The following is a 26,069-nucleotide window of genomic DNA, read 5'->3' as shown; positions in this document are numbered from 1 at the left end:
GTCCGAACGACCGGCGCGTGTTCCGCGTGCGAAGCGCTGCGCAAGCCGACCCTGTCCGACAGGCGTCTTGTCCCGCGCCGCACGGTCTCTCGCCGCGTGGCGCCGGAACGGCCGGCGCGCAGCGAATCCGCAGTCTCCGATCGGGCGCACGCATGTCGACGTTCCTCTTCTCAGCCAGCGTACTGTTCTTCTCGCTCAACGCGTTCAGCGTGCGGGCAACCTTCGCCGCCTACGTGCTGCTCTGCGCGCTCGCATTCCTGCGCGCGCCGACGCTGATGAACCGCCAGCGCCATCTGTTTCCGGTGTGCACGTACTGGCTGATCAGCACCTGCGTCGCATTCATTCTGTCCGCGTTCGGCGATTTCTACGTGAACTTCTTCATCAAGTTCGTGCTGATCCAGACGTACATCGCGCTCTGCTACTGGATGTTCGCCGGCGGCGTGCTGACGCGCGAATCGCTCGACGCCGCGTGCAGGACGCTCATCTACGTCCATGCCGCGTTCTTCACGTTCCAGCTCGTCTATTACCTCGGCACCGGCACCTTCATCGACTTCGACAGCTACGTGCGCGAAGCCGATTCCGAAGCGCTCTATGCGACCAAGGCGCTGACCGACAGCCTGATTTCGATTCGCGCGCTCGGCTTGTATTCGGAACCGTCGTTCTACGCGATGACGGTCGTGCCGAGCTCGGTGATCCTGCTGCTGTCGCGGCGACGCATCACGCTCGCGCCCGTCGTCGGGTTCGCCACCGCCCTGCTCAGCTTCTCGGTCGCGTCGATGGCCGTCTGCGCGGTGCTGTGCGGGCTGCACGTGCTCACGGGCCGCGGGCGGTTGCGGACCCGGATCGCCGTCGTCGTCGTCGCGCTCGCGTGCGTGCCGTGGCTCTACGCCGTGTACGACCAGCGGGTGAATCAGTCGGTCGACTACGATGCGGTCGGCAGCCGGACGCTCGTGCTGACCGAACTCGCCGAGCGCGACGTCGTCGCGGGCGTATTCGGCGGCGGGCTGTTCTGGGACGAGCGCAACAACGTCGGAAAGACGCATCTGCGCGGCTACCAGGTGCGCGACAGTTCGTTCTACATCTACCTCCTGTTCGCCGCGGGCGGCGCCGGCTTCGTCGCGTTCTTCGGTACGCTCGTCATGCTGTTTCGTCGCAAGGGCCGCCGCAAGTATCTGCTCTATCTATTGCCGATCCTGCTGTTCAAGTACCACGTGCTCTATGGCATGCTCTGGCTCACCATCCTGCTGTTCGTCGTGCTGGCCGACCAGGACGCGCCGCTGCGGCGCGCGGTCGTTCGTCCCGTTCCGAACGCGTCCGGCGGCGAGCCGCTCGCACACCCGACATGACATTACACCGACACGCATCGACGTTACGCGCGCTGAAGCGCTCGCTGATCGCGGCGCTGTGCGTGGGCGCCACAGCGATGGCGGCTCATGCGCAAGTCGTCCCTGCGCCGCCGGGCGAGGTGATCGCGCACAGCCGTGCCGCCGCCCGTGTGTATCTCGGCTCGCCGTCGCTGGCCGTGCTGCCGAACGGCGACTATGTCGCGAGCTTCGACACGTTCGGCGCCGCGTCGGCACAGAACCGCGTATCGGTGTTCACGTCGCACGACAAAGGTACGAGCTGGTCGAGGCTCGGCGACGTGCCGGACCAGTACTGGTCGTCGCTGTTCGTGCTGAACGGCGCGCTGTACCTGATGGGCACCAATCGCTCGATGGGCACGCCGTCGATTCGCCGCTCCGACGACGGCGGTGCAACCTGGACCACGCCCGTCGATGCAGCCACCGGGCTGTTGCCGTATGCGGGGCGCTTCATCACCGGGCCGGTGCCGGTCCTCATCGATCGAGGGCGCGTCTGGCGCGCGTATGAACGCGTCGAGGGCGGCGACCTGCGCGCGCTGGTGCTGTCCGCCCCCGTCGATCGCGACCTGCTCGACGCGCGCAACTGGCGCGTGTCCGCCCCTCTGCCGTCGGACAAGCGCTGGCTCGACGGCAAGTTCGAATCATGGGAAGAAGGCAACGTGGTTGGCCGGCCAGGCGCGGCACCCGCCGTCATGCTGCGCGTGAACACCGCGAACGGTCCGGAGAAGGCCGCGCTGGCGGCGACGAACGACGACGGCCGCACACTGTCGTTCGATCCGGCGCGCGATTTCGTCGACCTGCCCGGCGCCGGCAAGAAGTTCACGATCCGCTTCGATCCACAGTCGAAGCAATACTGGACGATCACGAACGCGGTGCCGAAAAGTGTCGGCCGGATGAACCTCGAGCGCGTGCGTAACACGCTGGTGCTGCTGTCGTCGCCCGATCTCCGGCAGTGGGCCGCGCGGCGCGTGCTGCTGCAACATCCGGACACGAAACGGCACGGATTCCAGTACGTCGACTGGCAATTCGACGGCAGCGACCTCGTCGCCGTGCTGCGTGTCGCGTTCGACGACCCGGAAGGCGGCGCGGCAAGCCAGCACGACTCGAATTTCGTCACGTTCCTGCGCGTGCGGCGGTTCCGCCAGGATGCGGCATCCAGTGCGCTGACGCAGAGCCTGCAATAGCGCTCGCCGGCGTGCCGACGCGCAGGCACGTCGGTCCCGCGCATCGCACGACGCGGCGGGAGCGCCTGCGCCTTACTTCTTGAACACGCCGACGACGTCGTTACCGTCGACCACCAGCAATGCACCGATCCGCTGCTGCTGCATCAGCTGCAACGCATCCTCGACCCGCGTGCCGGGCCGCACCGTCGAAGGCTCGATCGACATCATGTCGGCCGCCGTGCGGCGCAACACGCCGTCGCCGTGCCGTTCGATCGCGCGACGGATGTCGCCGTCGGTCACGATGCCCCAGCCGCCGTTGCGCTTCACGATCGCGAGCCCGAGCCGCCCGCGCGTCATCGCATCCAGCACATCGAGCGTCGACGTGTCCTCCGTCACGAACGGAAGGTTGCTGCGGGTCATTTCGTCGTCGACGGTCGACAGCAGCCGGCGGCCGAGCGACCCGCCCGGATGGAAGCGCGCGAAGTGTTCCGGCTGAAAGCCGCGCGCGCGCATCAGCGTGACCGCCAGCGCATCGCCCATCGCGAGTGTCGCGGTCGTCGACGCGGTCGGTGCGAGCTGCAGCGGGCATGCTTCGCGTTCGACGCCGATGTCGAGATGGACCCGCGCGGCGCTCGCGAGCGTCGACGCCGGATTGCCCGTCAGCGCGACCAGGTCGTTGCCGTTGGTGCGCAGGAACGGAATCAGCTTGATCACCTCGTCCGTTTCGCCGGAATTCGAAATTGCAAGGAACGTATCGTCCGGCGTCACCATGCCGAGGTCGCCGTGATAGGCCTCGCCCGGATGCATGAAAAACGCGGGCGTGCCCGTGCTGGACAGCGTCGCCGCGATCTTCCTGCCGACGATGCCGGACTTGCCCATCCCGCACACGACGACGCGCCCGCGCGACGCGAGGACGATCTCGACCGCTTCCTCGAAATTCGCGTCGAGCCGCGCGGCCACGCCGGCCAGCGCCCGCGACTCGATCTCGAAGACCTGCCGGGCGGATTCAATATGGTTCTGTCGCATCTTGGGTTTGCCGTTTGAGAAGGGAGACGACGCGCGCCACGTCGGCGGGCGTATCGATGCCGGCCGGCGGCGCATCAGGCCAGTGCATCACGTCGATCGACATGCCGAGCCAGAGCGCGCGCAGCTGCTCGAGCTGTTCCCGGCGCTCGAGTTCGCACGGCGCCGTGCTTGCCAGCGTCTGCAGCGTTGCGTTCGCATAGCCGTACAGGCCGATGTGACGCAGGAACAGGCTGTCGGTCGAACCGACCGCCTCGTCCGGCCGCCCGTCGCGGCAGAACGGGATGGCCGCGCGCGAGAAGTACAGCGCGCGGCCGCGGCGATCGACGACGAGCTTGACGATCGCCGGCTCGTCGAGCAGTGCGATTTCCCCGATCGGGCACGCCGCCGTCGCCACGCCGAGGTCCGGCGCCGTGCCGCAAAAGGCGGCGAACGCCTTCAACAGCGCAACCGGCACGAGCGGTTCGTCGCCCTGCACGTTGAGCACCGCGTCGGTGTCGGGCCAGCCGAACACGCGCGCGACTTCCGCCGCACGGTCGGTGCCCGACGCGTGCGCCGCATCGGTCATCGCGAAACGAATTCCGCGTGCATCGAGCACCTCGGCGATGCGGGCATCGTCGATCGCGACGACGATGTCGGCATCGGGCAGCGCACGCTGCACGCGCGCCTGCACGCGGACGATCATCGGCTCGCCGCCGAGATCGACGAGCGGCTTGCCCGGCAGTCGTGTCGACCCGTACCGCGCCGGAATCACGACATGCACCGTCCGCTCGTTATTGAATGACGTCATGACCGCTCCATTGTTCGAGCAACGGCCGATACGCGTCGTCGAGCGACAGCCCGGCATCCATCAGCAGATGTTCGGCCACCTCGCGCGCGACCCCGCGGCCGCCGGCCGTGCGCGCGACGTGATCGACGCGCGTGCGGACGAGCCGATGCGCATCGGATGGCGCATACGACACGCCGACACGTTCGATGACCGCCAGATCGTTCACGTCGTCGCCGACATACGCGATCTCGCGATCATCGAGAGCATTGCGTGCCTTGATGTCCGCGTAGCCCACGCCCTTGTCGTCGCAGCCGGTCACCAGCACGTCGACCCCGAGCTGCTTTGCACGCCACGCCAGCGCGCCGCTGTGCTTGCCCGACAGAATGCCGGAGCGGATCCCATGCGCACGCAGCAGCGCGACCGCGACGCCGTCGTGCGCATGAAAACTCTTCATGAACTCGCCTTCGGCGGTGACGTGCAGCAAGCCGTCGGTCAGCACGCCGTCGACGTCGAACAGCACCAGGCGCACGGGCCCGCGATACGTTGCGCCGCTCACCGGATATCGAGCGGCGGCAGCCGCTTGACCAGGTCGTCCACCGCCTTCACCTGCTGCAGAAATGCATCGAGAAGTGCGAGCGGCAGCGCGCTCGGGCCGTCGCAGCGCGCGCGGTCGGGATCGGGATGCGCTTCGAGGAACAACCCTGCCAGCCCGACCGCCATCCCGGCGCGCGCGAGATCGACCACCTGGCGGCGCCGGCCGCCCGACGCTGCGCCGTGCGGATCGCGCATCTGCAGGCTGTGCGTGACGTCGAAGATCACCGGGCAGTCGCCGGTCGCGTCGCGCATCTGGCGGAAGCCCAGCATGTCGACGACGAGATTGTCATAGCCGAACGACGAGCCGCGCTCGCACAGAATCACGCGATCATTGCCGGCCTCGCGGCACTTCGACACGACATGTTCGATCTGCGTCGGGCTCATGAACTGCGGCTTCTTGATGTTGACCGCGTTGCCGGTCTGCGCGATCGCGACGACGAGATCGGTCTGACGCGCAAGGAACGCCGGCACCTGCAGTACGTCGACAACCTGCGACACGGGCTCGGCCTGCCACACCTCATGCACGTCAGTGATCACCGGCACGCCGAACCGGCGTTTGACTTCGTCGAAGATTCGCAGCCCTTCGTCGAATCCGACGCCACGATACGAGTGGATCGACGAACGGTTGGCCTTGTCGAAGGATGCCTTGAACACGAGCGGGATGCCGAGTCGACGCGTGACCTCGACGAACGTGCCGCAGACGTCGAGCGCGAAGTCGAGGCTTTCGAGTACATTGAGGCCGCCGAACAGGACGAACGGCAGGTCGTTGCCGACGGTAACGTCAGGGGCGAGGGTTACATTCATGGGATTCTCCTGGGAATTGGGGCAGCGGTGTCGGCGGTGCGGCGCGGCGGATGGCGCGCGAGTGCGCCGCTGGAGCGCAGCCGGATGCTGTCGTCAGCGGGCCACCCATGCAGCATAGAGCGGCGCAAGCTCGCCGAACAGGCGTTCCTCGCCGAAGCGCTGCCGCGCCTCGCGGCTCGCCTGCCAGGCCAGCTCGCGACGTAGCGCCACGTCGCCGGCGAGTCGCTCCAGCCACTCGACTGCATCGGCTGCCGTCGCGTAGATCACGCCCGTCTGCATATGGCGCACGACGTCCACGTTACCGGCACAGTCCGACACGACGACAGGCCGTCCGGCCAGCATCGCCTCGATGACCGACACCGGCATGCCTTCCCACGACGACGTAGACAGGTACACGTCCGCGCGTGCGAGGCGCCGCACGACCTCGTCGTGCGGCATCCAGCCGGTCACTTCGACGCCTGCTGCGACGAGCCGCGCCTTCTCCGCTTCATCGCCGTCGCCGATCCAGACGAAGCGCGTGCCGCACGCACGCATGCCGTGGGCGATCTGCGCGAACAGCGCGGGATTCTTCTGCGCGCGGATGCCGCCGACGGTAACCACGCACGGACGATCGTCGGCCGCACGCTCGTCGACCGCTGACCGCACGGCCGCCGGCACGTCGCACACCGCGTTCTCGATCACCACCACTTGCTGGCGCAGCCATGCGCGGATCGCGCGGCCTTCGCTTTCCGAGCACGCCACGTACAGGCATTTCCGGACGCATGCGGCCCATTCGAGGCCGACGAACGCGAGGCGCTTCACGCCAGAGATGTCGCGACGCATGAACGAGATGCAGTGCGGACTGTAGAAGAAGGCGGCGTTCGGCAGCGCGAACAGCGTCGACAGCCGCCCGAGAAAGCCCGCGAACGACGAATGGAGATGCACCACGTCCGGGCCGATCTCGTTGAGCGCCGCGCGCAGCCGGCCGACGGTCCGGAGCAGGCCGCCGCCTTTCATCTGCACGTGCCGCAGCGACACGCGCGTATCGAACATCGCGGCAAAGCCGGCGGGTGTATCCGGCCGCACCGAGTAGATGACGTGCACGTCGTGGCCTTCGCGCGCGAGGCAGTTCGCGATCAGGCACACCATCGACAACGTGCCGGTCGCGCTGGATTCGACTATGTGGACGATTTTCATCGGGATCCGCTCCAGGAGGGATGAGCCGTCGCGAACCGACGGCGAATGACGTCATCAGACGCGGGGGCGACGCCCCGCGACCGCATCGATATAAGCGAGCACACCCGAGCGCTCGATCACGCGCCCCCATTCGAGCGACTTCATCGCCGCAGGGTCGGGGCGCGTCGCGCGAATCCGCGACAGCGGAAACAGCTCGTCGAAAATCGTCGCGCCGGTGACGTGGCACTGGATGCCCAGCTCGCGCGCGGTCCGCACGTTCGACGGCGCATCGTTGCAAACGATCTTCTTGCCGAGGGACGCGTATTCGAGCAGCTTCGTCGGCGTCTGGAAGCAATGCGGCCGGTGGTACGGAAAGAAGCACACCGCATAGTCGCTGTCGCGAACGATCCTCAGCGCATCGGGTTGCGACACGCGGCCGACGAAGTGGATGCCCGGCGTATCGGCGAACGCCGCGCGAATCTCGGGCTCCGGGTTGCCGACCAGCACCAGCGTGTCCGATGCGTCGCGCCGCGCGTCGCGATACGCGGCCAGCACCTTGTGGAAGCCGCGCTCGCGGCTCATCTCGCCGATGTAGCAGAACCGTCCCGACGGTGTCGGTGCGGCAGCGGTGCCGCCTGGCGCGGCCCTGTCTCCGTCGGCATCGGCGGGGTTGAAGATCCAGTCCGGGACGCCCATCGGCAGCAGCAGTGCGCGCACGTCGTCATGAAACGCCATCGCGTCGCGCATCCGTTCGTTCTGAAAGATCCGCAAGTCGGGCCGCACGTTCAGCACGCGCTTCACGCGATCCTTGACGGCCGCGAGCCGGCCGACCGACAGCGATCGGTAGTCGTGAATCACGAACCGTGCGGGCGGCAGCGCTCGATAGAAACCCATGATGCACCACAGAATGCAGGTGTCCTGATCGGGGAAGAGCGCGTACGCATCGAGATTGCCGTCGAACACCTCGAACCCGTGCGCTCTCAGCCGACGACCGTACGCGGCGATCTCCGGATAATTGGCCTTGCCGGGATGCAGAATGAACACTTTCATGTCGGCTCCTGTCCGTTGTCGAGAAGGCGCGCCGGCACGCCGACGGCCACGCGGCCGTCGGGTACGTCGCGCAGCACCACCGCGCCGGCGCCGATCCGCGCGCGGTCGCCGACGCGCACCGCGCCGAGTACGACGCTGTGCACGCCGAACTCCACGTGGTCGCCGATCGTCGGCACGCCGCCGATCGAGCCGTCCTTGCGGATCGTGTTACCGATGGTCACGCCGTGCCGCAGCGTGCAGTAGTCGCCGATCACCGCGTAACCATTGATGACGAGCCCGGTGCCGTGATAGAGCGCGAGCCCCTTGCCGATCTTCGTCTTCACCGGGATCTCGATGCCCAGCAGCCAGTCGCACAGCACGATGTACAGCACGATCAGCGGCGCGCCGGCCAGCAGCGTGAGCCGGTTCCGGCACGCGAGGTAATGCACGACGCGATAGAAGATCACCACGCAGCGCGTCTTGAAGAATGCATTGCGGCGGCAGTCTTCGACGATCGCCTCCGCGGTCTGTCGCAACGAGACGGCCATGTCAGTGCCGTCTCGCGAACACGCGCCGCGCCGCATCGGCGGGAATGCGCGCCGCACCGAAATAGTCGATACCGTCGATCAGGAACGAATGGATGTACTTCAGCAACCGCTCGCGGTCGAATTCCTTGTAGAAGCAGCGGCCGAGCGACACCACGCGCTTGCCGTACAGCATCGCCTCGAGCCCGACCGTCGAATTGATCGTGACGACCGCATGCGCGTGCCGCAGCAACTCGGTGGTCGGCGACGTGACGATCTCGAAGTGATAGCTCTCCTGCAGGCGCACGATCGCATCGATCTCCGCCGCATCGGTCTCGGCCGGATGCAGCTTCACGAACAGGTCGGCGCTCTCGTTCGCAGCGAACGCGAACGCGTGACGGATCGCGTCGAGATTGCCGACGTCCGAGTGCAGCCTGATCTGCGTGTCGCCGGACACCTGCAGCGGCAGGAACACGTAGCGGCTCGTCGCCAGCGCATCGACCGGCAGATGGATCGCCTGCCGCGGTGCCGGCATTCCGTTGCGCGCCCGCACGCTCGTCAGGCGCCGGCGCGCGACGCCGCCGCTGACCGCCTTCAGCAGGTAGTTGGCCGCGGACGTCGCCTTGCGCGCGAACGACGTCCTCGCCTGCGGCAGGGGCATCCGCTTGTAGCGTTCATACGCCGACAGCCAGCGCGTATGCGTATCCTCGTCGGGTAGCGGCAGCCGATCGATGACCTCCGGGTTGCGGCTGATCGTCGACAGCGCGTTGACGCCCAGCGAATCGACGAACAGCTTGCCCGGCAGATTCGAGATCTCGATGAAGCGCGTGGCGACGCCGTGCACCGCGCAGGCCTGCCGCACCGCGCGGCACACGAGCTGCTGCCCGTTCCACATCACGCACTGCTCGACCCGCAGGCCGCGCAGCACTTCCGACGCGATATGGAAGACCGCCGCCGATTCGCGCTTCGCACGCGCTTCGGTCATCTGCCCGTTCAGCACCTCGATCGACAGCTGATACGGCGTGCGGTCAACCGGCTGGCCGTCGGGCACGTCGATCGGCATCAATCGGTTCAGGTACACCGACCGGTACCCGTTCAGCAACAGGCCGAGATGGGCGACGGGCTCGCTCGTCAGGAACGCGAACTCGTATTCGTGCCGCACGGCGTTCACGAGACGGGTCGCGAAGTAGTAGCGCTCGAGAGAATCGATGACTATCAGGATCATGGTGTGCTCGTTCGTCGTAGCGGCGATCTCACGCCAACGCCCCGGATCGGGACAGGTTCGTGTCGAGGACGCGGTATGTCAGCGCGATACCGGCCGCCATCAGCGCCGCGCCGGTCAGCGAAAAAATCTGCACGCTGGTCGTGGCCGACAGGTTCATCAGCCGCGCGATGCCCAGCGCGCCGCCGAGGCACACGCCGCAGGTCAGCTGGAACAGGAAATCGATGCGTTGCGCGCGCGTCGCGAGGAAGATCTGCGACAGCGGCACAAAGATGAGCTGCAGCGCGAACAACGGCATCAGGCTGTGATAGAACCCGACCGAGCCGCGCCAGCTTTCGCCGAAGAACAGGTTGACGAGCGGCGCGAACAGCAGCAGCCCGCCTGCCATGTACACGGCCGCGAGCGCGGTGAGCGCACGCGCGTAGGTCCGGTACACGCGGGGCACCGTCGTGCCCGCATCCGGGCGCGCCATCGCGCCGATCGCGTCGCGCCGGAACACGCCGCCGACGCTCTGTGCGATCAGCGATACCGGGAAGAAGCCGAGCCGATATGCGGCCGCGAAATAGCCGGCGCTCTGTGCGTCGAACCAGTGCGGAATCGCAATCGACAGCGCGTAGGTCAACACCGACGCGCACAGCGTCGACGGGAGGATATACAGCGCGAAGCGGCGGTTCCTGACGAAAAAACCGTGCGACAGCCTGAACGAATATCCGGCGCGATAGCCGGAGAACAGGATCGCCGCGGCCATCACGATCGACACCGCGGCGCTCACCCAAGCGTACAGCGCGAACACGTCGACGCTTGCGCACGCGCGGCACGCGAGCGACAGCAGGAGGCCGGCGAGGAACGACCCGTTCACCACCACGCGCGACAGCGCGATCCAGCCATAACGTCTCAGGCTGTTCAGGTAGGAACCGGCGGCCAGCTGCACGAACGTTGCCAGCGCGTAGACCGCGACGAGATGGAGATCGTCGCGCCCGGCCGCGGCAATCACGATGCCGAACGCGACGATCACAACCAGGCTCAGCGTCGTCACGTTGACGAACGCGTTGAACGACTCGCCCGGCGCGTCGTCGACGCACGCGAGCTCGTAGCGAAACGCAAGCAGCGTGCCGACGAAGGTCGCCAGCGCGAGCAGATAGTTGAAGTGGCCGAGCGACTCCGGCCCGAAGCGCCGTCCGATCACGAAGATGCAGACGAACAGCGCGATCTGCCCGATCACGACGCCGGCGAGCGATACGATCGAATCCCGCGGATTGATCATCGCGCCTCCGTGCACCGAGCGCAGCCGGACGCGCGGGTCGGGCCGCCAACTGTGGCCGCGGCGGCGCTGCGTGCGTCACACATCCTGCGCCCCGTATTCGTAGGCGACGTAGCGATACCCGCCGTACTTCGACCCGTACCCGTACTGCCCGAGCCGCGGGTTGACGCCGTTGAAGATGACGCCGTTCAGCCGCACGCCGTTCTGCGCAAAGCGCTTCGCGGATTCGCCGATCTCGCCGAGCTTCGTCTTGCCCGCCATCGTGACGAGCAGCGCGGTGCCGGCAACCGCGCCGAGAATGCCGGTATCGGGCACGGCGAGCACCGGCGCCGAGTCGATCACGACGATGTCGTAGCGCGACGACAGATCGTCGACCAGCGCCGCGACATTGCGGTTCAGCAGCAGCTCCGCCGGGTTCTTCGGCATCGTCCCGGTCGAGATGAAATCGAGGCCGCCGACCACCTCGCGGTGAATCACGTCCTCCACGCGCGCGCTGCCGGCGATCAGTTCCGTGAAGCCGCGGCCGCGCGGGAAGCCGAGATAGTCGTGCAGGCGGCCCTTGCGGATGTCGCCGTCGATCAACAGCACGCGCTTGCCGGCGCTCGCCATCACGACCGCCAGGTTCGACGACAGGAAGGTCTTGCCGACGCCCGGTGCGGGGCCGGCGATCAGCACGACGTTGTTCTTCGCCTCGAGCATCGCGAACTGCAGCGCGGTGCGCAGGCTGCGCAGGCACTCGACGGCCGGCTCGTTCGGGAAGTCGATCGACAGGATCGACTTGTGGCCGCTCTTGCGCGCGGCCTCCTCCGCCAGGTCGCGCTGATGGTCGCTGATCGGCACCGTCGCGTACACCGCCAGGCCGAGACGACGTTCGATCTCGTTGTGATCCGAAATGCCATGGAACAGCATCGAGCGGACGATCGCGGTGCCGCACCCGGCGAGCAGCCCGAGCAGCAGCGACGCCAGCGCGACGAGCACCTTTTTCGGCCGCACCGCGACTTCCGGCACCGCCGCCGTATCGACGAGACGCACGTTGCCGGTCTTGCCGGCCTGCACGAGCTGCAGCTGCTGCATGTTGTTCAGCAGCGCCGTGTAGAGATCGGTGTTGACCTTCACGTCGAGCATCTGCCGCACCAGTTCCTGCTGCAGGTCCGGCAAGCGCCGGATCTGCTGCTCCGCCGCATTCCGATAACCGCTCAATGCGGCAATCTGCTCGTCGATCACGGCCACGCTCGGGTGCCGTTCGGTGAAGCGCGACATGAGTTCCTGGCGCTTCTGCTGCAGTTCGAGCAGCCGCGTCTTCGCATCGGCCGTCTGCGCGAGCGCGAGCTTCGCTTCCTCGGTGAGGTCGACCGTGCCGTGCTCGTTGCGCAGTTTCGTCAGGCGCGCTTCGGAATCGGTCAGCTGTTGCTTGAGCTGCGGCAGCTGCGCGGTCAGGAATTCGAGCGACTGCGCGGCCTCCGCGGATTTACGCTCGATGTTCTGCCGCACGTACTGACGGCCGATCTCGTTCATCGTGGCGCTGACCCATTTCGGATCGGTGTCCTGCAGACTGGCGACGACGACGTCCGATTGCTTCACGCGCTCCTGCACGTTGAGGCGATCGCGGATGTCCTCGATCGTCTTCAGCCGCGAGTTGCGCACCAGCACGAACATGGCGCCGGGTCTTGCAGCGAGCGACGCGACCTGCAGCACGATCGGGCCGCGCGGCGAGCCGAAGCGCTCGAGCGTGCCGACGGTGCCCTCGACCGGGGCATCGAGAGCGCCGCCGTCGAGCCGATAGCGCTTGCCGCCGAGGCTCGTCAATGTGAACGTGTCGCCTTCGTTCTTGCGCGGCACGTCGAAGCGCGACACGTCGATGCGTTCGCGGCCCCAGGTGTAGCCGCCCAAGCCGGCCAGGCCGGGCTCGGACAGGCCGTCGCTGTGGCGCGCGATCCAGTCGCCGATCAGCGGAAAGCGCTTCGGCTCCGCGTCGATGAACAGGTTGAGCTTGTCGACCGCGCGTTCGACGACGAGGCGCGACGCGAGGATCTGCTGTTCGGCGGCGGCCGACGACTTGACGTCGAACAGCGACGACACATCGCCGAGCAACGACTTCGCGGCCGACGTGTCCGGGCTGTCCTCGACCTGGACCATGATGTTGGCTTCGAACACAGGCTTGCCGAGAACCGCATAGGCGAGCCCGGCGGCAAGCAGCACGCACGTGATGGTCGCGATCAGCCAGCGGCTTTCCAGCAGGATATCGAGTACCGCGACGAAGTCGGTCTCGCTGCCGTCTTCGGCAGGGTGCTGCGGCGGGGCGGAGGGTTGGGTCATGGCAACGATGGGAGGCGTATTGGGTTCCAGTGGGACATCGACCTGTGGCCGCGTCAGACGATACGCAGGCGCTTCGACCACTCGGACACGCCGAGCTCGATCAGTCGCGCACAGCGTTCGAACACGAATCTGGGCTGCCGGTAAGGGTCGTGCACGTCGAAATCCGTGTACTCGCCGAGACGGAACACGCGTCCCCGCACGAACGGGAACTGGTTCTCGAGCGACGTGCGCTGGCGACGGTCCATCACGAGGATCACGTCGGCGTCGATACACAGCGAGCGGCCGATCTGCTGCGCGCGATGCGTCGACACGTCGAAGCCGCGCATCCGCATCACCTCCTGCGCATACGGCGCGGCCGGCATGCCGACCAGCGCGTTCAGGCCCGCGGACGCGACGCGACGCCCGGGCATGGCCTGACGCAGCATCGCCTCGGCCATCGGACTGCGGCAGATGTTGCCCTCGCAGACGATCAGGATGGATTCCATCATTTGGTCGCGATCGCCGCGGTGAGGCCGGCGTTGATGGCCGGCAGCAACAGGCTGAGCACGCGGCTGAAGCGGACGAGCCCGTTGCCGTCGACATACACGACGTCCTTCGGTTTCAGCTGGAACTGATTCGCCAGCACCATCGCGACCGGCGAGCGCGCATCGAGGTGATACACCTGCGGCTGCGCATCCTGCATCCCGCGCACCACGTAGAGCTGCGCGGCATCGGCCGTGTTGGCGTTCAGGCTGCCGGCCTGCGCGATCGCCTCGCTCAGCGTCAGCCGGCCGTTGCGCATCGGCAGCGCCGTCACGGGCTTGTTGACCTCGCCCATCACGAACACGCCGCTCTCGTCGCGCGGCAGCACGCGCACGAGATCGCCGTCGCGCAGCACGATCTTCGACGGATTGCGCCCCTGCTCGGCCATCTCGGTCAGGTCGATCCGGCGTTCGACGCCGTCGCGCACCAGCACGATGCGGCTCTGGTCGGCCGACGCCGCAAAGCCGCCGGCCCGCCCGATCGCGTCGTACAGCGTCATCGGAATGTCGTTCACGGACTGCGAGCCAGGCGTATGCACCTCGCCCTCGATATACACCTGCTTCGCGCGGAACGACGCGATGCGCACCGTGACTTGCGGATTCCTGAACGTCTTGTCGAGGCGACGCGCGAGCTGCGTCTGTACCTGCTCGGCCGTCAGCCCGGCCACCGGCAGGCGACCCGCGAACGGGAACTGCAGCGTGCCGTCCTGATCGACGACGAAGCCCGGCGGCGCGTCGGCCGCGCGCGGCGCAGCCTGAGCCGGCGCGCCGAGCGCCGCCGCAAGTTCGGGGTGGTCCCAGACGGTGATCTGCAGCACATCGCCGCGGCCGATGGTGTACACGTCCGGCGACGCGACGATGTCGCGCGGTTCGCCACGCGTGCTGCGCTCGCTGTCGCGCATGTGCCGGATCAGCGCCAGGTCGATGTTCGTGACCGGCACCGGCAGGTCGGCACTCTCGGCCGGCGTGGCGCCGCTTTGCAGCGGAATCGACGCCGGCTGCTGCATGCGCATGCCCGGCGCGATACCGCACGCGCCCAGCAACGCACACAGCGGCAGGATCATCACGAGCGAACCGACACGCGATGGTCGACGCGGCACGCCCGCGCGCGCCGACTCCATTTGACGCAACCTCTGCATTACAACCTCGCACTTTTTTAATTTGAAATTGCGCCGGTCGCCCCGCGTCGTCGCGACCGCGAGTACAGCACCCCTGTCGAGACCGGATCTGCTTGCTGCCACTGCTTGTTGCCACTGCTTGCTGCCACTGCTCGCTGCTCAATCCCGCGTTGCCTGCTGCCGTCACGCGCTGTCGCCGCGCATCCTGCGATGCGGCAGTGCGCGCGACAGCGTGCTAATACGCGCCCGAACCGCGCACCACCACGTTGATCGTGCGGAACAGGATGCCGATGTCGCGACGCAGCGACCATTCGCGCACGTAGGACACGTCGAGCGACACGCGCGTCGAATAATCGGTATCGTTGCGACCGCTGACTTGCCACAGTCCCGTCATGCCGGGCTTCGCCATCAGGTAGTAGCGCACGTCCGTGCCGTAGCGTTCGAGCTCGGCCTCGACGATCGGACGCGGCCCGACCAGGCTCATGTCGCCCTTCAGCACGTTCAGCAGCTGCGGCAGCTCGTCGAGGCTCGTCTTGCGGAGCAGGCGGCCGATCGGCGTGATCCGCACGTCGTGCTTCAGCTTGAATTCGCGATCCCATTCCGCACGGGCGTCGGCATCGCGCTCCAGCAGTGCCTTGAGCACCGCATCGGCGTTCGTCACCATCGAGCGGAATTTCAGGCACTTGAACCGCCGTCCGTTTTGCCCGACGCGCTCGTGTCCAAAGATTGCGGGGCCGCCGTCGCGCCGCACGGTCCATGCGATGCCCAGCAGTACCGGGGCCAGCACGACGAGCAGCATCGACGCGCCGACCAGGTCGAAGCTGCGCTTGACCATCCGCTTGACGCGGCCGATCGTGCGGTGGCCGCGCAAGTCCGCGTGCGCGATCGCCGCCGCACGCACCTGGCCACCCGCCCGCTCGATCATCCCGAAGATCGCGAGCGTCAGCGCGCGAAACGCGATCAGGCCGATCCCGCTCGCGAGCGTCCAGTACACGAACCACTCGCTCGACAGCACATGTGCGCGATGCAGCACGTACAGCAGCGCGGTGCTCATGCCCTGCACGACGATCCACGCGAGTACCGTGCGGCCGAGCACGTGCAGCGCCGAGCGCGTACGCGCCGCTTCGTAGATCCCGCAGGCGGGAAACACCGACAGCGCCAGCGCGGCGGCAAAGGCGACGAGCGCACCGTCGAACAGCGTCCCGCGCGCACCGCCGGTGGCACCGATCAATGCGGGAATGAACGCGCCCAGCACGATCAGCCCGATATCGGTCGCTCGATTGATCAACGAATTCATTGATATGAACTCCTAATTCATCGTCCAACATTCGTTCACGGTGCAGCGTGCGTCAGGCCGATGCGCGCGTCACGCGGCGCGCTCGTTGAGATACCGTTGCTTCAACGTTTCCGCAGTGCATCATATTCGGCGCGACTCGCGCTTTTATCTCTCGCGTCCGAATTCGCCTTGTTGATGGCGGAACACATCAAGGCCGATATCGCGTGCGAATTATTCGATCGATTTCACGAATAGAGCGATACATGTTCAATGCACGGATAACGTGCATGCACAACGATTCGTGCCCGCATTTCATTCACACGGACGACGCGCGGTTGCATCGTTGAATTGCGATTTTCCGCACCTGCTATTGCGTGCACTTCGAGCGGCACGCGCTTCGCCTGGCGCCGTCTAGACCTGCGAGCGAGCATCGGGCGCATCCACCGGCCGGATGCTCGCTCATCGAATAAAAAGGCCTGCACAGTGCGCTCACGGCGACACGGCAGGCAAAATTCCGAGGAGTGCCGGGGTGCCGCCTCCTCGAAAGGCCAGTCGATAACTTAATCGGTGGAAAGGTGTTGTGAGCGGCCGGTGTCGGACCGCGCCGCGATTGTGGCCGAATCCGCCTTCGTCGCATGAAAAACGACTTATATCCGGCGCCGTCGATTCCCGAATAACGATATGGTCATTCCGACGAAGCACTAATATCGGGATATTGATCTGGATTCGCGCAATGCAATTTAGTGAATGTCACGCCGGACGTCGGATGATCGCGGCGCGCGAATCTCAATTGTCCGTCTACGATGCTGCGCCGTTCACCCAGTCGCCGAGATCCGATGCGTAGAGCATGTCCGTCGACGCGTCGCCGCCCTTGCGTGCAGCCGCGCGATACTCGGTCGGCGACGTCTGCAAGTGCTGGCGAAAGAGTTTGGCCATCCGGTCGCCGCTGCCGAGGCCGGTACGTCGCGCCACCTTGTCGGCCGGCAGATCGGTTTCGATCAGCATGCGACACGCCTTCTCAAGGCGGATCCTCAACACGAACTCGGTAGGCGTGACGCCGATCTCGTTCTTGAAACGCCGCAGGAAATTGCGCTCGCTCATCGCGGCGGCCTGCGCCGCGTCGGCAATCGAAATCCGGTTCTCGCTGTTCACGCGCAGATGATGGGCGGCCATCCGGATCAACGTGCTCGCACGCGCGACCCGCGCACCGAACAACACGTCGGTCAGCTTGCGGTTCGCGCCGGACACCATGCACATCACGATTTCCTGCGCGATTTCGTAGCCCATGTCCACGCGGACAATCGACAATGCGTCGGAGAACGGCCCGTCGTCTTCGTCTGCGGCCGCCGGGTCGCCATCGTCACGCCCGGCGGGCGACGCGCCGCCGTCCGCGACCGTCGCGGCCGTATCGACCTCCTTCTGCGGCAGATGAATCTGCGTCAGCAATTTGCGGCCGCCCTGGCTGCCGCGCACGACGCGCGCGCGCTGGTGCGCATGCCTGAGCCAACCGATCAACTGCTCATCGAGCGCGTCGACTCCGTCCTGACCGCTCAACACGAACATCGCGTGCACCGTGCTGGCTTCGAGCGTACGCGCCGCTTCCGTCCAGATGCCGACGCCCGAAGGCGAACGGACCGGGCCGCCATGCACGGAATACAACCGCAACTCATAACGATCGGTAAATGCGGTATTCGCCCTTCCGAGCTCATTCGCGAGTTCGAAAACAGCGGCCAGTTTGCCCATCTGCATGATGGAGAAACCCTCGAGCAACAGTACGATTACGCTTGCTCGTTGATGCCCGTTGCCGGCGCTTCTCCCACGATTCACGCTTATCCCCGTCGATGAATGATTCGACACTGTTTGCATCTTGCGGCCCTTTAACAATTTTTTACATTTGTTGTTTTCTGCGCCGCATCATAGGGGTGACCCTTGCCCGCCGATTTCCCAATGTCTGTTTTTGCCGTGTTGTTGTCGGAATCAATCAAGCCGATGGTGCGACCCTATTTAATGAGATTCGTCACATTCCGCTGCAAACCGATCGTCCGAATTTCCAAAAATTGACGTGTGTCAACACCCCGCGATTTGAATCGGGATATAGCGGACGGCTTCTCTCCCGGATGAGTGACGAGAAGCCGAAGCCGATTGAATGAATCACCTATTCCGGCTGGCACTGCCGGAACGGACGAAGGGACGGTATCGCGACAACGATACGTCGAGACTGCCGTGTTTCGTTTCAGTCGTGCATGGTCGAATTCCGCTCAGGTTGTTTGAAGCGGGCCGGTGAAACGACGTGCGCGGCGGCACGCGCCCGCGCGCCGTCCGGCGCGGATCGGGCCACCACGTCGATTGATCGTCATTCCGGCGGTATGTTTGCGTCGAAGCCGGGCGCACCGGCTTTAAACGTTACGCGGGCGGCGGTCGACGGGATTGAGCGGGTCCGCTCCGGGAACCGCTGAATGCAAATCGGTGATGCCGCATTTGCATCGTACACGCTTCAATTTCGTGCAGAGGTCCGGTACGGCGATTTCGGCCGGACGTTAATGAAAATTCGGGAAATGTGTCGTTTCGTATCGACAATGCAATACCGGCGTCATCGTCGAACTTCCGATATGGTAAGGCGCAAACGTTATCACCGAAGCTGACTTACCCGCGAACGAATACACGGGATTACCGGGCATTACTCCGGATTACTCGGGACGCGTGCGGCGCACTAATCCTCTGTAACCCGGGAGACGTGTCGGCACGTGTTCGTCATATCGAGACTCGTCCCGCGCACACGCGAGGAGAATCGCATCCGGATCGAATCGTTTTCATGACCGCTGTGCTTCGGTCGAGTGGGAAACCGCGTGACGGCGGTATGCGCGATACGCCAGGTGGATCAAACAGTCGTTTTAATAATGAACGTTCGGGTCAGCCGACAGCATGCACCGCTCAACGCCCGATCGAATTGACCACGCTGCGAAAGATCAGCGGCTGCTCGTCTTGCCGCTCCACCCGCCGCGCGAACTGAACCGCGTGTTCGACGCGCCCATGATGCGCGGACTTCGCGCAGACCGGATCGGCCTCCGCCGGATCGCCGGCGAGCATGTATGCCTGGCACCGGCATCCGCCATGATCCGAGTGGCGTTCGTCGCAGGTCCGGCACGGGTCGCGCATCCAGCCTTCGCCACGAAATGCGTTGAACGCGTCGCTGTCGTACCAGATGTCCTTCAACGAGCGGTCGCGCACGTTCGGCAGCGCGAGGCCCGGCAACGAGCGCGCGGCATGGCACGGCAGCGCGGTGCCGTCCGGTGCAACGCCGAGGAACACCGAGCCCCACCCGTTCATGCAGGCTTTCGGCCGCTGTTCGAAGTAGTCCGGCACGACGAACAGGATCTTGCATCGTTCGCCGACGAGCTTCCGGTAGCGGTTGACCGTTTCCTCCGCCTCGCGCAGCTGTTCGGCGGTCGGCATCAACTGGTCGCGATTCAGCATCGCCCAGCCGTAGTACTGCGTGTTCGCGAGTTCGAGAAAATCCGCGCCCAGATCGAGCGCCATTTCGATGATCTGCCCGACATGCGGCAGGTTGTATCGATGCAGCACGCAGTTCAACACCATCGGATAGCCGTGCGACTTGATCAACCGTCCGACGCCGTGCTTCAGGTCGAAGGTTCGCGTGCTGGTCAGGAAATCGTTCAGCTCGCGCGTCGAGTCCTGCAGCGACAGCTGGATATGATCGAGCCCGGCCGCCTTCAACCGGTCGATGCGCGCGGCATTCAGTCCGACGCCCGACGTGATCAGGTTGGTGTAGAAGCCGAGCGAGCGCGCATGCTCGACCAGCACTTCGAGATCGCCGCGCTGCAGCGGCTCGCCGCCGGAAAAGCCGATCTGCGCGGCGCCGAGCGCGCGGGCATCGCTGATCACCGTGCGCCACGCGTCGGTGTCGAGCTCGGCGCCGTGCGTCGCGAAGTCGACCGGGTTGTAGCAGAACGCGCAGTGCAGCGGGCACCGGTACGTGAGCTCGGCGAGCAGCCACAAGGGCGCGGACGGCCGGTTCGAAGGCTGGGTCATGTCCATGTCAGTCGAGCCACCCGCGCAGTCGCGCATGATCGAGGAAGCGGTAGACGTCCGACGCAAGGTCCGACGTGCTGAACAGCCGCTCGAGTTCGTCGATGATGTCGTCGAGCTCGCGCGTGCCGTCGCAGCGCGCGAGGATTTCGCCGGCGCTCGGATTGAGCCGGACCATCCCTTCCGGATAGAGGAGCACGTAGGCATCCTGGGCCGCCTCCCACTGCAGGCGGTACATGCCCTTCAGCGAGGGGCGCAGCGGCACGCCGCTGACGGCGTCGTTGGTGTTCATGCGGGATACGCCTTTTCAATCGCATCGAGGATCGACCACAGCACATCCAGCTTGAACGACAGGATGTCGAGCGCGCGCCGTTGCGCGTCCGGTGTCGTGAAATGATGCAACGTCACCGCGAGCCCGTGCTCGACGTCGCGCTGCGCGAGCGGCACGCGGCTGCGGAAGTACTGCAGCCCGTCCGCGTCGATCCACGGATAGTGGGACGGCCAGCCGGCGAGCCGGTCGAGATGGATCTGCGGTGCGAACATCTCGGTCAGCGACGAGCACACGGCTTCCTGCCATGGCGCATGCCGCGCGAAATTGACGTACGCGTCGACCGCGAAGCGCACGCCGGGCAGCACGTGCGCGAGCGACCACAGTTCCTCGCGATCGATGCCGACCGCCTCGCCGAGCCGCGCCCACGCCTCGATCCCGCCGGCCTGGTCGCCGTGACCGTCGTGGTCGAGAATGCGTTCGACCCACAGCCGGCGCGTATCGCGATCCGGGCAATTGGACAGGATCGCCGCGTCTTTCAGCGGAATGCTGATCTGGTAGTAGAAACGGTTCGCGACCCAGCCGCGGATCTGCGCCCGCGAGCACGCGCCGGCATTCAGGCGCCGGTTGAACGGATGATGAATGTGGTAGCGCGATTCGAGCGCGCGCAAGCGCGCCTCGAACTCCTGCGCACTCCACGGTGTCACGTGCAGCGCCGCGGCGGGAATCGGTGCGTTCATGGTCAAACCTCGAATTGCATGCCGTCGTAGGCGACCTCGATGCCGTGCGCGTGCAATTGCGCACGCTGAGCGGAGCCGGGGTCGAGAATCGGATTCGTGTTGTTGATATGCGTGAGAACCTTGCGCGTACGCGCCGGCAACGCGCGCAGCCGGTCGATCATCCCCGGCCGCGCCGCGTCGCCGCACTGCGCGAGATGGCCCATGTCGACCGCGTGCTTCGACGACAGCCCGAGGTCGATCATCTCAGTACCGGTCCAGAACGTGCCGTCCACCAGCACGAGATCGGCGTCGCACATCGCGGCGCGCACGCCGTCGTCGATGTCGGCGAGCCCCGGCGCATAGAACGCCTGCCGGCCGGTCGTTGCATCCTCGATCAGGAGTGCGATGTTATCGCCCGGCACGCCTGCCGCACGACGCGGCGAATAAGGCGGCGGCTTGCTGTCGACCGGCACGGCCGTGAGGCGGATCCCGCTGGCGCCCGGGATCGCGAACGGTTCGCCGGGCACGATCGGATGCACGTCGACACCGCAGTAATGGCCGAGCAGCGGCACGAGCGGCAGCCCCGTCGACAGATCGTCGAGCACCGGTGCGCTCGCATACAGCGGCAGCGGCGACGTGCGCTCGCGCAGCATCAGCAGCCCCGTCACGTGATCGATCTGTGCGTCGCACAGCACGACCGCGACGATCGCGCTGTCGCGGATCGTGCGCGCCGGCTGCAGGTCCGGGTGGGCGCGCAGTTGCGCGAGGATATCCGGCGACGCGTTCACCAGCACCCAGTCGATGCCGTCGCCACTGACCGCGATCGACGATTGCGTGCGCGGCACGATGCCGTCGGTGCCGGCCCGCGCGCGACGGCAGTTGCCGCAGTTGCAGTTCCATTGCGGCAATCCGCCGCCGGCGCCCGAGCCAAGTATCTTGATCTTCATCTGCGTATGCTCCGGTGCCGCCCGCATCGTGTCCGTCGACGCGGGCGGCACTGCACGGGTCGGTCAGCGGTTGGCGATGTACATCGTGATTTCGAAGCCGAACCGCAGGTCGGTATAGGCCGGGGTGGTCCACTGCATGATGTGTCTCCTGGTTGAGTTGGTGAGTCGATGACAACCGCGTCGATCGAGCGGCCGATACCCATTCAGCAAGGAGCATGCCGGGGCGCAATCCGCGGTGTGCCGCGCCGCGCGCGGGCATGCGGCGGCCGCCGGGTGGCCACGACACCGGAATCCTTACGTTTAAAATACGACAACATTTCAGAAACCATCGATCGACGGTTCACGGCATGCGCGGCCGGTTGAGCACCTGTTGAATCCGTGAACACCGGGTGTTGCAACCTGACACACCCGTGTGACAGTCGCGGCTGTCGTCAGGGTTCGTCGGCCTCCAGCGTGTCGTGCCCGGCGGCCGGCATCTTGCGGTAGATCGTGTTGCGCGACACGCCGAGCGCGCGGGCCGCGGCCGACACGTTGCCTCCATGGCGTGCGAGCGCGGCCGCGATCGCGGAGGCGGCCACGTCCTGCAGCCGCGCGTCGCAGCCGGTCGGCGCGGCGGCGAATGCGGCAGCTTGCGCGCCGAGCGGCGCCGGCACCGCACCGCTGGCCGGTGCGGTTTGCGCATCCTCGCGCCGCACGTCGTCGAAGAAATCGTCCGGCAAATGCTCGCAGCGGATCTCGCAGTCGTCGTCGACCATCGCGGCCGCCGTGCGCAGCAGGTTGGCGAGCTGCCGGAAGTTGCCCGGCCATGCGCAGCGCTCGAACAACGCCATCACGTCGGGCGCGACGCTCAACGGCCGGCGGCCGGGCCCCGACAGCGTCTCGCGTTGCAGCATCTTCTGGACGACCACCGCGAGGTCCGTGCGGTCGCGCAGCGGCGGCAGGCGCACGACGAGGCCGTTGAGGCGGTAATACAGGTCCTCGCGAAAGCGGTTCTGCGCAATCATGTCGCGCAGGTCGCGGTGCGTCGCGCAGATGATCGCGATGTCGACACCGATCGCCTTAGTCGAGCCGAGCGGGTTCACGATGCGCTCCTGCAGCACGCGCAGCAGCCGCACCTGAAGCGGATACGGCATGTCGCCGATCTCATCGAGAAACAGAGTGCCGCCGTTGGCCTGCAGCAGCTTGCCGGTCGCGCCCTTGCGGCGCGCGCCGGTAAACGCGCCCTCCTCGTAGCCGAACAGCTCCGATTCGATTAGCGTCTCCGGAATCGATGCGCAGTTGACCGCGACGAATGGCCCGTCGCGGCGCGGCGAGTCGTTGTGGATCGCCTGCGCGAGCAGTTCCTTGCCGGTCCCGGTCTCGCCGGTGATCAACACCGGAATGTCCTTGCCGATCACCTTGCGCACCTTCGCGATCACCGCCGCGACCTGCGGATCGCCGGTGTCGAGATAGCTGAGCCGCGACAGGCTTGCCGCGTTCTGCGCGGCAGGCGGCCGTGCTGCCGGCGCGGCTCCATCGTGCACGTCGGCCGGCCGGCTGCCCTCGGCCCGCATCGCGCGCCGGAACTGCACGCGCGCGCAGACCACCGCGCCGTTGCCGAGGTTCAGCGACACGTGCGGCTCGGTGCTCGCGCGCAGCCGGTCGATCAGCTGCGCGCTCGTCACGTCGAACAGCGACGCGAGCGTGTGCGCACGCAGCGCGGCGAGCGGCATCCCCAGCTGGAACTGCGCGCTGCGGTTGGCCGACAGGAAGCGGCCGTCGGCGGTGAACGCGACGATCCCTTCCATCAGGGTTCCGAGGAATTCCGGGCGGCCGTGGAACGACACCTGCAGCGTCTCCTGGAAGGTCGTCGTGAAGAGGTGGTTCTCGATCATCTGCACCGACATCTTCGCGAGCGCCATCGTGTGCTGGTGATAGCTGCGGTGGTCGCCCGTCACGTCGAGCACGCCGATCGCGTCGCCGTACGGGTCGAGGATCGGCACGCTCGAGCAGGTCAGGAAATGGTTCGCGGCAAGAAAGTGCTGGTTGCCATGCACGACCATCGGACACAGCTCCGCCAGCGCGGTGCCGATCGCGTTGGTGCCCTGCCGGCTCTCCGCCCAGTTCGCGCCGGGGCGCAGCGCGACGCGCTCCGCGCGCCGCAGAAAGTCGTCGTCGCCGATGGAATGCAGGATCAGCCCTTCCGCGTCGGTCAGCACGATCATGCTTTGCGTATTCACGATCTGCTCGTGCAGCGTCTCCATCACGGGCATCGCATGCACGCACAGCACGCGGTTCTGTTCTCGCTTGAGCGCCAGCGCGGCGCCGGACAGCAGGTCGTAGTCGGGACGTGCCGACGCCTGCAGGCCGAACGTCTCGGACCGCTCATGGGATTTCTGGATCGTCGGCGTCGGCCAGCCGGGCGCATGCGTGGCCCGTGCGTTGGCCGGCGGATGAACGTCATCGCGCATTGTCTCCTCCGGGGATCCTTCCGGTCAGTAGCCGGACTCTTTGGCGTGGATACAAGCAAACATCAGGCCACGATGCGGGGCGAGTGCGGTCTTGATTCGATGCCTCGCCGCGCAACCGAGGTTGAAAGCAAAATGCAAGCATGACTGCGGCGGCCAGGTCACGCGTCACGCATCGCTGTCCTCGTCGCTGGCGCGATTCTGGCTTCACGAGGGCCGGCCGCTTCGTGCCGTTGCCTTTTCTTTCTCTCGCTACCGGCCCCATGACGCAAGCATCCCCCCGCCGCTCCACCCTTCCTGTGCATCGCTTGTCGCGCGACGCATGCACGATCGCGTGGACTGAAGCCGGCAATCCGCACGGCGAGCCGGTCGTCGTGCTGCACGGCGGCCCCGGCAGCGGTAGCCGGCCCGCCGTCCTGCGCCAGTTCGACCTCACGCGCATGCGTGTCGTGCTGGTCGACCAGCGCGGCGCAGGCGCATCGACGCCGCGCGGCGGCCTGCGCCACAACGACACGATGCGGCTGATCGGGGACCTCGACGGGTTGCGCGCGCAGCTCGGAATCGCACGCTGGGGCGTCGTCGGCGGCTCGTGGGGCGCGGCGCTCGCGCTCGCCTACGCCGGGCAGCATCCGTCGCGCGTGACGGGCGTCGTGCTGCGTGGGTTGTTCCTCACGTCGTCGCGCGAAGTGCGCGGCCTGTTCGTCGGTGCGCGTGCGCACGCGCCGCGGGCGTGGCAGCGCCTGACGGCCGCCGCCGGCACCACGCGCGCCGATCGCCTGATCGCCTGCTGTGCGCGACGTCTGCAGCCGGGCGCGGGTGCGGCGCGGCAACGCGCGATCGCGCTCGCATGGCACGCCTATGAAGATGCGATCCTGACCGGGCGGCCGGCTCGCGCGAGTCGCGATGCACGGCCGACGCAACGCGATGCCGATCGACTGATCGACAAATACCGGATCCAGGCGCATTACCTGCAACGCAACTGCTGGCTCGGCGAGCGCCGGCTGCTGGCGCTGGCGCGACAGGCCGCGCAAGCCGGTGTGCCGCTGCATGCGGTGCACGGCACGCGCGACCGTGTGTGTCCGATCGACAACGTCGACCGTCTCGCGCGGGCGGTGCCGGCCGCGATTGTTGAACGTGTGCCGGCAGGCCATCTTGCGAGCGACGCTGCGCTCGCACGCGGCATCGCGCGTGCGGTGCGCGCGACGCTGACGAACATCACGATCGATGCGTCGTCCCGTAGCGCATCGCCCGCACAGTCCCACGCATAGCGGGGCGCTCCCCGCGCGACGAACTGTTCGTTGACGGCGTTGAGTCCGTCGAACGAATGATTCGGACCATTGAAGAAGTTCCTGCCGAGCATCCCGAAGCTCGCGTAGCGATTCTCGAGCAGGTTGGTGACCGACGCGAACAGTTACCGGTGCTTCGTCACTTGCCACGTCGTGGCGTGGTCGCGACCGACCCTGTGTCGACTTGGATCAATGCCACGGCATTCACGCCGTCGCGGC

Annotated in this window: 24 protein-coding genes; 4 read left to right on the top strand and 20 right to left on the bottom strand. The window is 66.4% G+C overall.

What is annotated here, in order from left to right; all coding sequences use genetic code 11:
• The first annotated feature begins 152 nt into the window (after positions 1 to 152).
• Together C7H84_RS31545 and C7H84_RS31540 are read left to right on the top strand one after the other, a co-directional pair.
• A complete protein-coding gene (locus C7H84_RS31545; RefSeq protein ID WP_121862467.1) occupies positions 153 to 1,346 on the top strand; it encodes a hypothetical protein in 1,194 nt (397 codons plus the stop codon).
• Positions 1,347 to 1,423: 77 nt separating this feature from the next.
• Positions 1,424 to 2,545: a sialidase family protein gene (locus C7H84_RS31540; RefSeq protein ID WP_162999431.1), complete on the top strand. Its 1,122-nt coding sequence runs from the start codon at positions 1,424 to 1,426 to the stop codon at positions 2,543 to 2,545.
• Between the two features lie 72 nt (positions 2,546 to 2,617).
• On the opposite strand, the gene C7H84_RS31535 is transcribed toward C7H84_RS31540, so the two are convergent.
• From C7H84_RS31535 to C7H84_RS31470, 14 genes are all read right to left on the bottom strand, one after another.
• Positions 2,618 to 3,550: a KpsF/GutQ family sugar-phosphate isomerase gene (locus C7H84_RS31535; RefSeq protein ID WP_121862465.1), complete on the bottom strand. Its 933-nt coding sequence runs from the start codon at positions 3,548 to 3,550 to the stop codon at positions 2,618 to 2,620.
• Entirely contained in the window at positions 3,531 to 4,337 is an 807-nt protein-coding gene (gene kdsB / locus C7H84_RS31530; RefSeq protein WP_121862464.1) for a 3-deoxy-manno-octulosonate cytidylyltransferase, read from the bottom strand. Before kdsB ends, C7H84_RS31535 begins: the two co-directional genes overlap by 20 nt.
• Entirely contained in the window at positions 4,321 to 4,872 is a 552-nt protein-coding gene (locus C7H84_RS31525; protein ID WP_121862463.1) for an HAD hydrolase family protein, read from the bottom strand. Before C7H84_RS31525 ends, kdsB begins: the two co-directional genes overlap by 17 nt.
• Positions 4,869 to 5,714: a 3-deoxy-8-phosphooctulonate synthase gene (gene kdsA / locus C7H84_RS31520; RefSeq protein ID WP_121862462.1), complete on the bottom strand. Its 846-nt coding sequence runs from the start codon at positions 5,712 to 5,714 to the stop codon at positions 4,869 to 4,871. The genes C7H84_RS31525 and kdsA overlap by 4 nt, the downstream gene beginning before the upstream one ends.
• A 93-nt stretch (positions 5,715 to 5,807) precedes the next feature.
• The gene (locus C7H84_RS31515; RefSeq protein WP_121862461.1) at positions 5,808 to 6,890 is read right to left on the bottom strand and encodes a glycosyltransferase; all 1,083 of its coding nucleotides are present in this window, start codon (positions 6,888 to 6,890) and stop codon (positions 5,808 to 5,810) included.
• Positions 6,891 to 6,944: 54 nt separating this feature from the next.
• The gene (locus C7H84_RS31510; protein WP_121862460.1) at positions 6,945 to 7,919 is read right to left on the bottom strand and encodes a glycosyltransferase; all 975 of its coding nucleotides are present in this window, start codon (positions 7,917 to 7,919) and stop codon (positions 6,945 to 6,947) included.
• Complete coding sequence (locus C7H84_RS31505; RefSeq protein ID WP_121862459.1) at positions 7,916 to 8,446, bottom strand: serine acetyltransferase; 531 nt, start codon at positions 8,444 to 8,446, stop codon at positions 7,916 to 7,918. Before C7H84_RS31505 ends, C7H84_RS31510 begins: the two co-directional genes overlap by 4 nt.
• A 1-nt stretch (position 8,447) precedes the next feature.
• Complete coding sequence (locus C7H84_RS31500) at positions 8,448 to 9,647, bottom strand: capsular biosynthesis protein (RefSeq protein ID WP_121862458.1); 1,200 nt, start codon at positions 9,645 to 9,647, stop codon at positions 8,448 to 8,450.
• 28 nt (positions 9,648 to 9,675) lie between these two features.
• Positions 9,676 to 10,908, bottom strand: coding sequence for an oligosaccharide flippase family protein (locus C7H84_RS31495; RefSeq protein ID WP_121862457.1), 1,233 nt, complete (start codon positions 10,906 to 10,908; stop codon positions 9,676 to 9,678).
• Between the two features lie 75 nt (positions 10,909 to 10,983).
• Positions 10,984 to 13,221: a polysaccharide biosynthesis tyrosine autokinase gene (locus tag C7H84_RS31490; protein ID WP_121862456.1), complete on the bottom strand. Its 2,238-nt coding sequence runs from the start codon at positions 13,219 to 13,221 to the stop codon at positions 10,984 to 10,986.
• Positions 13,222 to 13,274: 53 nt separating this feature from the next.
• A complete protein-coding gene (locus tag C7H84_RS31485; protein ID WP_121862455.1) occupies positions 13,275 to 13,709 on the bottom strand; it encodes a low molecular weight protein-tyrosine-phosphatase in 435 nt (144 codons plus the stop codon).
• Complete coding sequence (locus C7H84_RS31480) at positions 13,706 to 14,881, bottom strand: polysaccharide biosynthesis/export family protein (protein WP_121862454.1); 1,176 nt, start codon at positions 14,879 to 14,881, stop codon at positions 13,706 to 13,708. Before C7H84_RS31480 ends, C7H84_RS31485 begins: the two co-directional genes overlap by 4 nt.
• Positions 14,882 to 15,095: 214 nt before the next feature.
• A complete protein-coding gene (locus C7H84_RS31475; RefSeq protein WP_121862453.1) occupies positions 15,096 to 16,157 on the bottom strand; it encodes a sugar transferase in 1,062 nt (353 codons plus the stop codon).
• Between the two features lie 777 nt (positions 16,158 to 16,934).
• On the bottom strand, positions 16,935 to 17,906 hold the full coding sequence (locus C7H84_RS31470) for a helix-turn-helix domain-containing protein (RefSeq protein WP_121862452.1): 972 nt from the start codon (positions 17,904 to 17,906) through the stop codon (positions 16,935 to 16,937).
• A 71-nt stretch (positions 17,907 to 17,977) separates the two neighbouring features.
• Between C7H84_RS31470 and C7H84_RS36665 the strand changes: the two genes are divergently transcribed.
• Complete coding sequence (locus C7H84_RS36665) at positions 17,978 to 18,286, top strand: hypothetical protein (protein WP_162999427.1); 309 nt, start codon at positions 17,978 to 17,980, stop codon at positions 18,284 to 18,286.
• Positions 18,287 to 19,067: 781 nt separating this feature from the next.
• On the opposite strand, the gene pqqE is transcribed toward C7H84_RS36665, so the two are convergent.
• The 6 genes from pqqE to C7H84_RS31440 form a co-directional block, all read right to left on the bottom strand.
• Entirely contained in the window at positions 19,068 to 20,186 is a 1,119-nt protein-coding gene (pqqE, locus tag C7H84_RS31465; RefSeq protein WP_121862572.1) for a pyrroloquinoline quinone biosynthesis protein PqqE, read from the bottom strand.
• Positions 20,187 to 20,193: 7 nt separating this feature from the next.
• Positions 20,194 to 20,475, bottom strand: coding sequence for a pyrroloquinoline quinone biosynthesis peptide chaperone PqqD (gene pqqD / locus C7H84_RS31460; protein ID WP_121862451.1), 282 nt, complete (start codon positions 20,473 to 20,475; stop codon positions 20,194 to 20,196).
• Positions 20,472 to 21,191 (bottom strand): pyrroloquinoline-quinone synthase PqqC, encoded by a 720-nt coding sequence (pqqC, locus tag C7H84_RS31455; RefSeq protein WP_121862450.1) that lies wholly within the window; start codon positions 21,189 to 21,191, stop codon positions 20,472 to 20,474. Before pqqC ends, pqqD begins: the two co-directional genes overlap by 4 nt.
• Positions 21,192 to 21,193: 2 nt before the next feature.
• Positions 21,194 to 22,117, bottom strand: a complete 924-nt coding sequence (gene pqqB, locus C7H84_RS31450) for a pyrroloquinoline quinone biosynthesis protein PqqB (RefSeq protein ID WP_121862571.1) — start codon at positions 22,115 to 22,117, stop codon at positions 21,194 to 21,196.
• A gap of 63 nt (positions 22,118 to 22,180) precedes the next feature.
• Entirely contained in the window at positions 22,181 to 22,255 is a 75-nt protein-coding gene (gene pqqA, locus C7H84_RS31445) for a pyrroloquinoline quinone precursor peptide PqqA (protein ID WP_006410019.1), read from the bottom strand.
• Positions 22,256 to 22,548: 293 nt separating this feature from the next.
• Positions 22,549 to 24,567: a sigma-54-dependent Fis family transcriptional regulator gene (locus C7H84_RS31440; RefSeq protein WP_121862449.1), complete on the bottom strand. Its 2,019-nt coding sequence runs from the start codon at positions 24,565 to 24,567 to the stop codon at positions 22,549 to 22,551.
• Between the two features lie 260 nt (positions 24,568 to 24,827).
• On the opposite strand from C7H84_RS31440, the gene C7H84_RS31435 reads away from it, so the two are divergent.
• Complete coding sequence (locus tag C7H84_RS31435) at positions 24,828 to 25,832, top strand: alpha/beta fold hydrolase (RefSeq protein WP_121862448.1); 1,005 nt, start codon at positions 24,828 to 24,830, stop codon at positions 25,830 to 25,832.
• The last annotated feature ends 237 nt before the right edge of the window (positions 25,833 to 26,069 follow it).

The organism is Burkholderia sp. Nafp2/4-1b (assembly GCF_003635165.1).
Taxonomy (GTDB): domain Bacteria; phylum Pseudomonadota; class Gammaproteobacteria; order Burkholderiales; family Burkholderiaceae; genus Burkholderia.
Note: the sequence above shows the minus strand (reverse complement) of the source record. Positions and strands in the feature narration are given on the sequence as shown.

Coding starts and splice junctions, on each gene's coding strand:
- C7H84_RS31545 (WP_121862467.1), top strand. CDS start 153: ATGTCGACGTTCCTCTTCTCAGCCAGCGTACTGTTCTTCTCGCTCAAC.
- C7H84_RS31540 (WP_162999431.1), top strand. CDS start 1,424: ATGGCGGCTCATGCGCAAGTCGTCCCTGCGCCGCCGGGCGAGGTGATC.
- C7H84_RS31535 (WP_121862465.1), bottom strand. CDS start 3,550: ATGCGACAGAACCATATTGAATCCGCCCGGCAGGTCTTCGAGATCGAG.
- kdsB (WP_121862464.1), bottom strand. CDS start 4,337: ATGACGTCATTCAATAACGAGCGGACGGTGCATGTCGTGATTCCGGCG.
- kdsA (WP_121862462.1), bottom strand. CDS start 5,714: ATGAATGTAACCCTCGCCCCTGACGTTACCGTCGGCAACGACCTGCCG.
- C7H84_RS31515 (WP_121862461.1), bottom strand. CDS start 6,890: ATGAAAATCGTCCACATAGTCGAATCCAGCGCGACCGGCACGTTGTCG.
- C7H84_RS31510 (WP_121862460.1), bottom strand. CDS start 7,919: ATGAAAGTGTTCATTCTGCATCCCGGCAAGGCCAATTATCCGGAGATC.
- C7H84_RS31505 (WP_121862459.1), bottom strand. CDS start 8,446: ATGGCCGTCTCGTTGCGACAGACCGCGGAGGCGATCGTCGAAGACTGC.
- C7H84_RS31500 (WP_121862458.1), bottom strand. CDS start 9,647: ATGATCCTGATAGTCATCGATTCTCTCGAGCGCTACTACTTCGCGACC.
- C7H84_RS31495 (WP_121862457.1), bottom strand. CDS start 10,908: ATGATCAATCCGCGGGATTCGATCGTATCGCTCGCCGGCGTCGTGATC.
- C7H84_RS31490 (WP_121862456.1), bottom strand. CDS start 13,221: ATGACCCAACCCTCCGCCCCGCCGCAGCACCCTGCCGAAGACGGCAGC.
- C7H84_RS31485 (WP_121862455.1), bottom strand. CDS start 13,709: ATGATGGAATCCATCCTGATCGTCTGCGAGGGCAACATCTGCCGCAGT.
- C7H84_RS31480 (WP_121862454.1), bottom strand. CDS start 14,881: ATGCAGAGGTTGCGTCAAATGGAGTCGGCGCGCGCGGGCGTGCCGCGT.
- C7H84_RS31475 (WP_121862453.1), bottom strand. CDS start 16,157: ATGAATTCGTTGATCAATCGAGCGACCGATATCGGGCTGATCGTGCTG.
- C7H84_RS36665 (WP_162999427.1), top strand. CDS start 17,978: ATGAATGATTCGACACTGTTTGCATCTTGCGGCCCTTTAACAATTTTT.
- pqqE (WP_121862572.1), bottom strand. CDS start 20,186: ATGACCCAGCCTTCGAACCGGCCGTCCGCGCCCTTGTGGCTGCTCGCC.
- pqqD (WP_121862451.1), bottom strand. CDS start 20,475: ATGAACACCAACGACGCCGTCAGCGGCGTGCCGCTGCGCCCCTCGCTG.
- pqqC (WP_121862450.1), bottom strand. CDS start 21,191: ATGAACGCACCGATTCCCGCCGCGGCGCTGCACGTGACACCGTGGAGT.
- pqqB (WP_121862571.1), bottom strand. CDS start 22,117: ATGAAGATCAAGATACTTGGCTCGGGCGCCGGCGGCGGATTGCCGCAA.
- C7H84_RS31440 (WP_121862449.1), bottom strand. CDS start 24,567: ATGCGCGATGACGTTCATCCGCCGGCCAACGCACGGGCCACGCATGCG.
- C7H84_RS31435 (WP_121862448.1), top strand. CDS start 24,828: ATGACGCAAGCATCCCCCCGCCGCTCCACCCTTCCTGTGCATCGCTTG.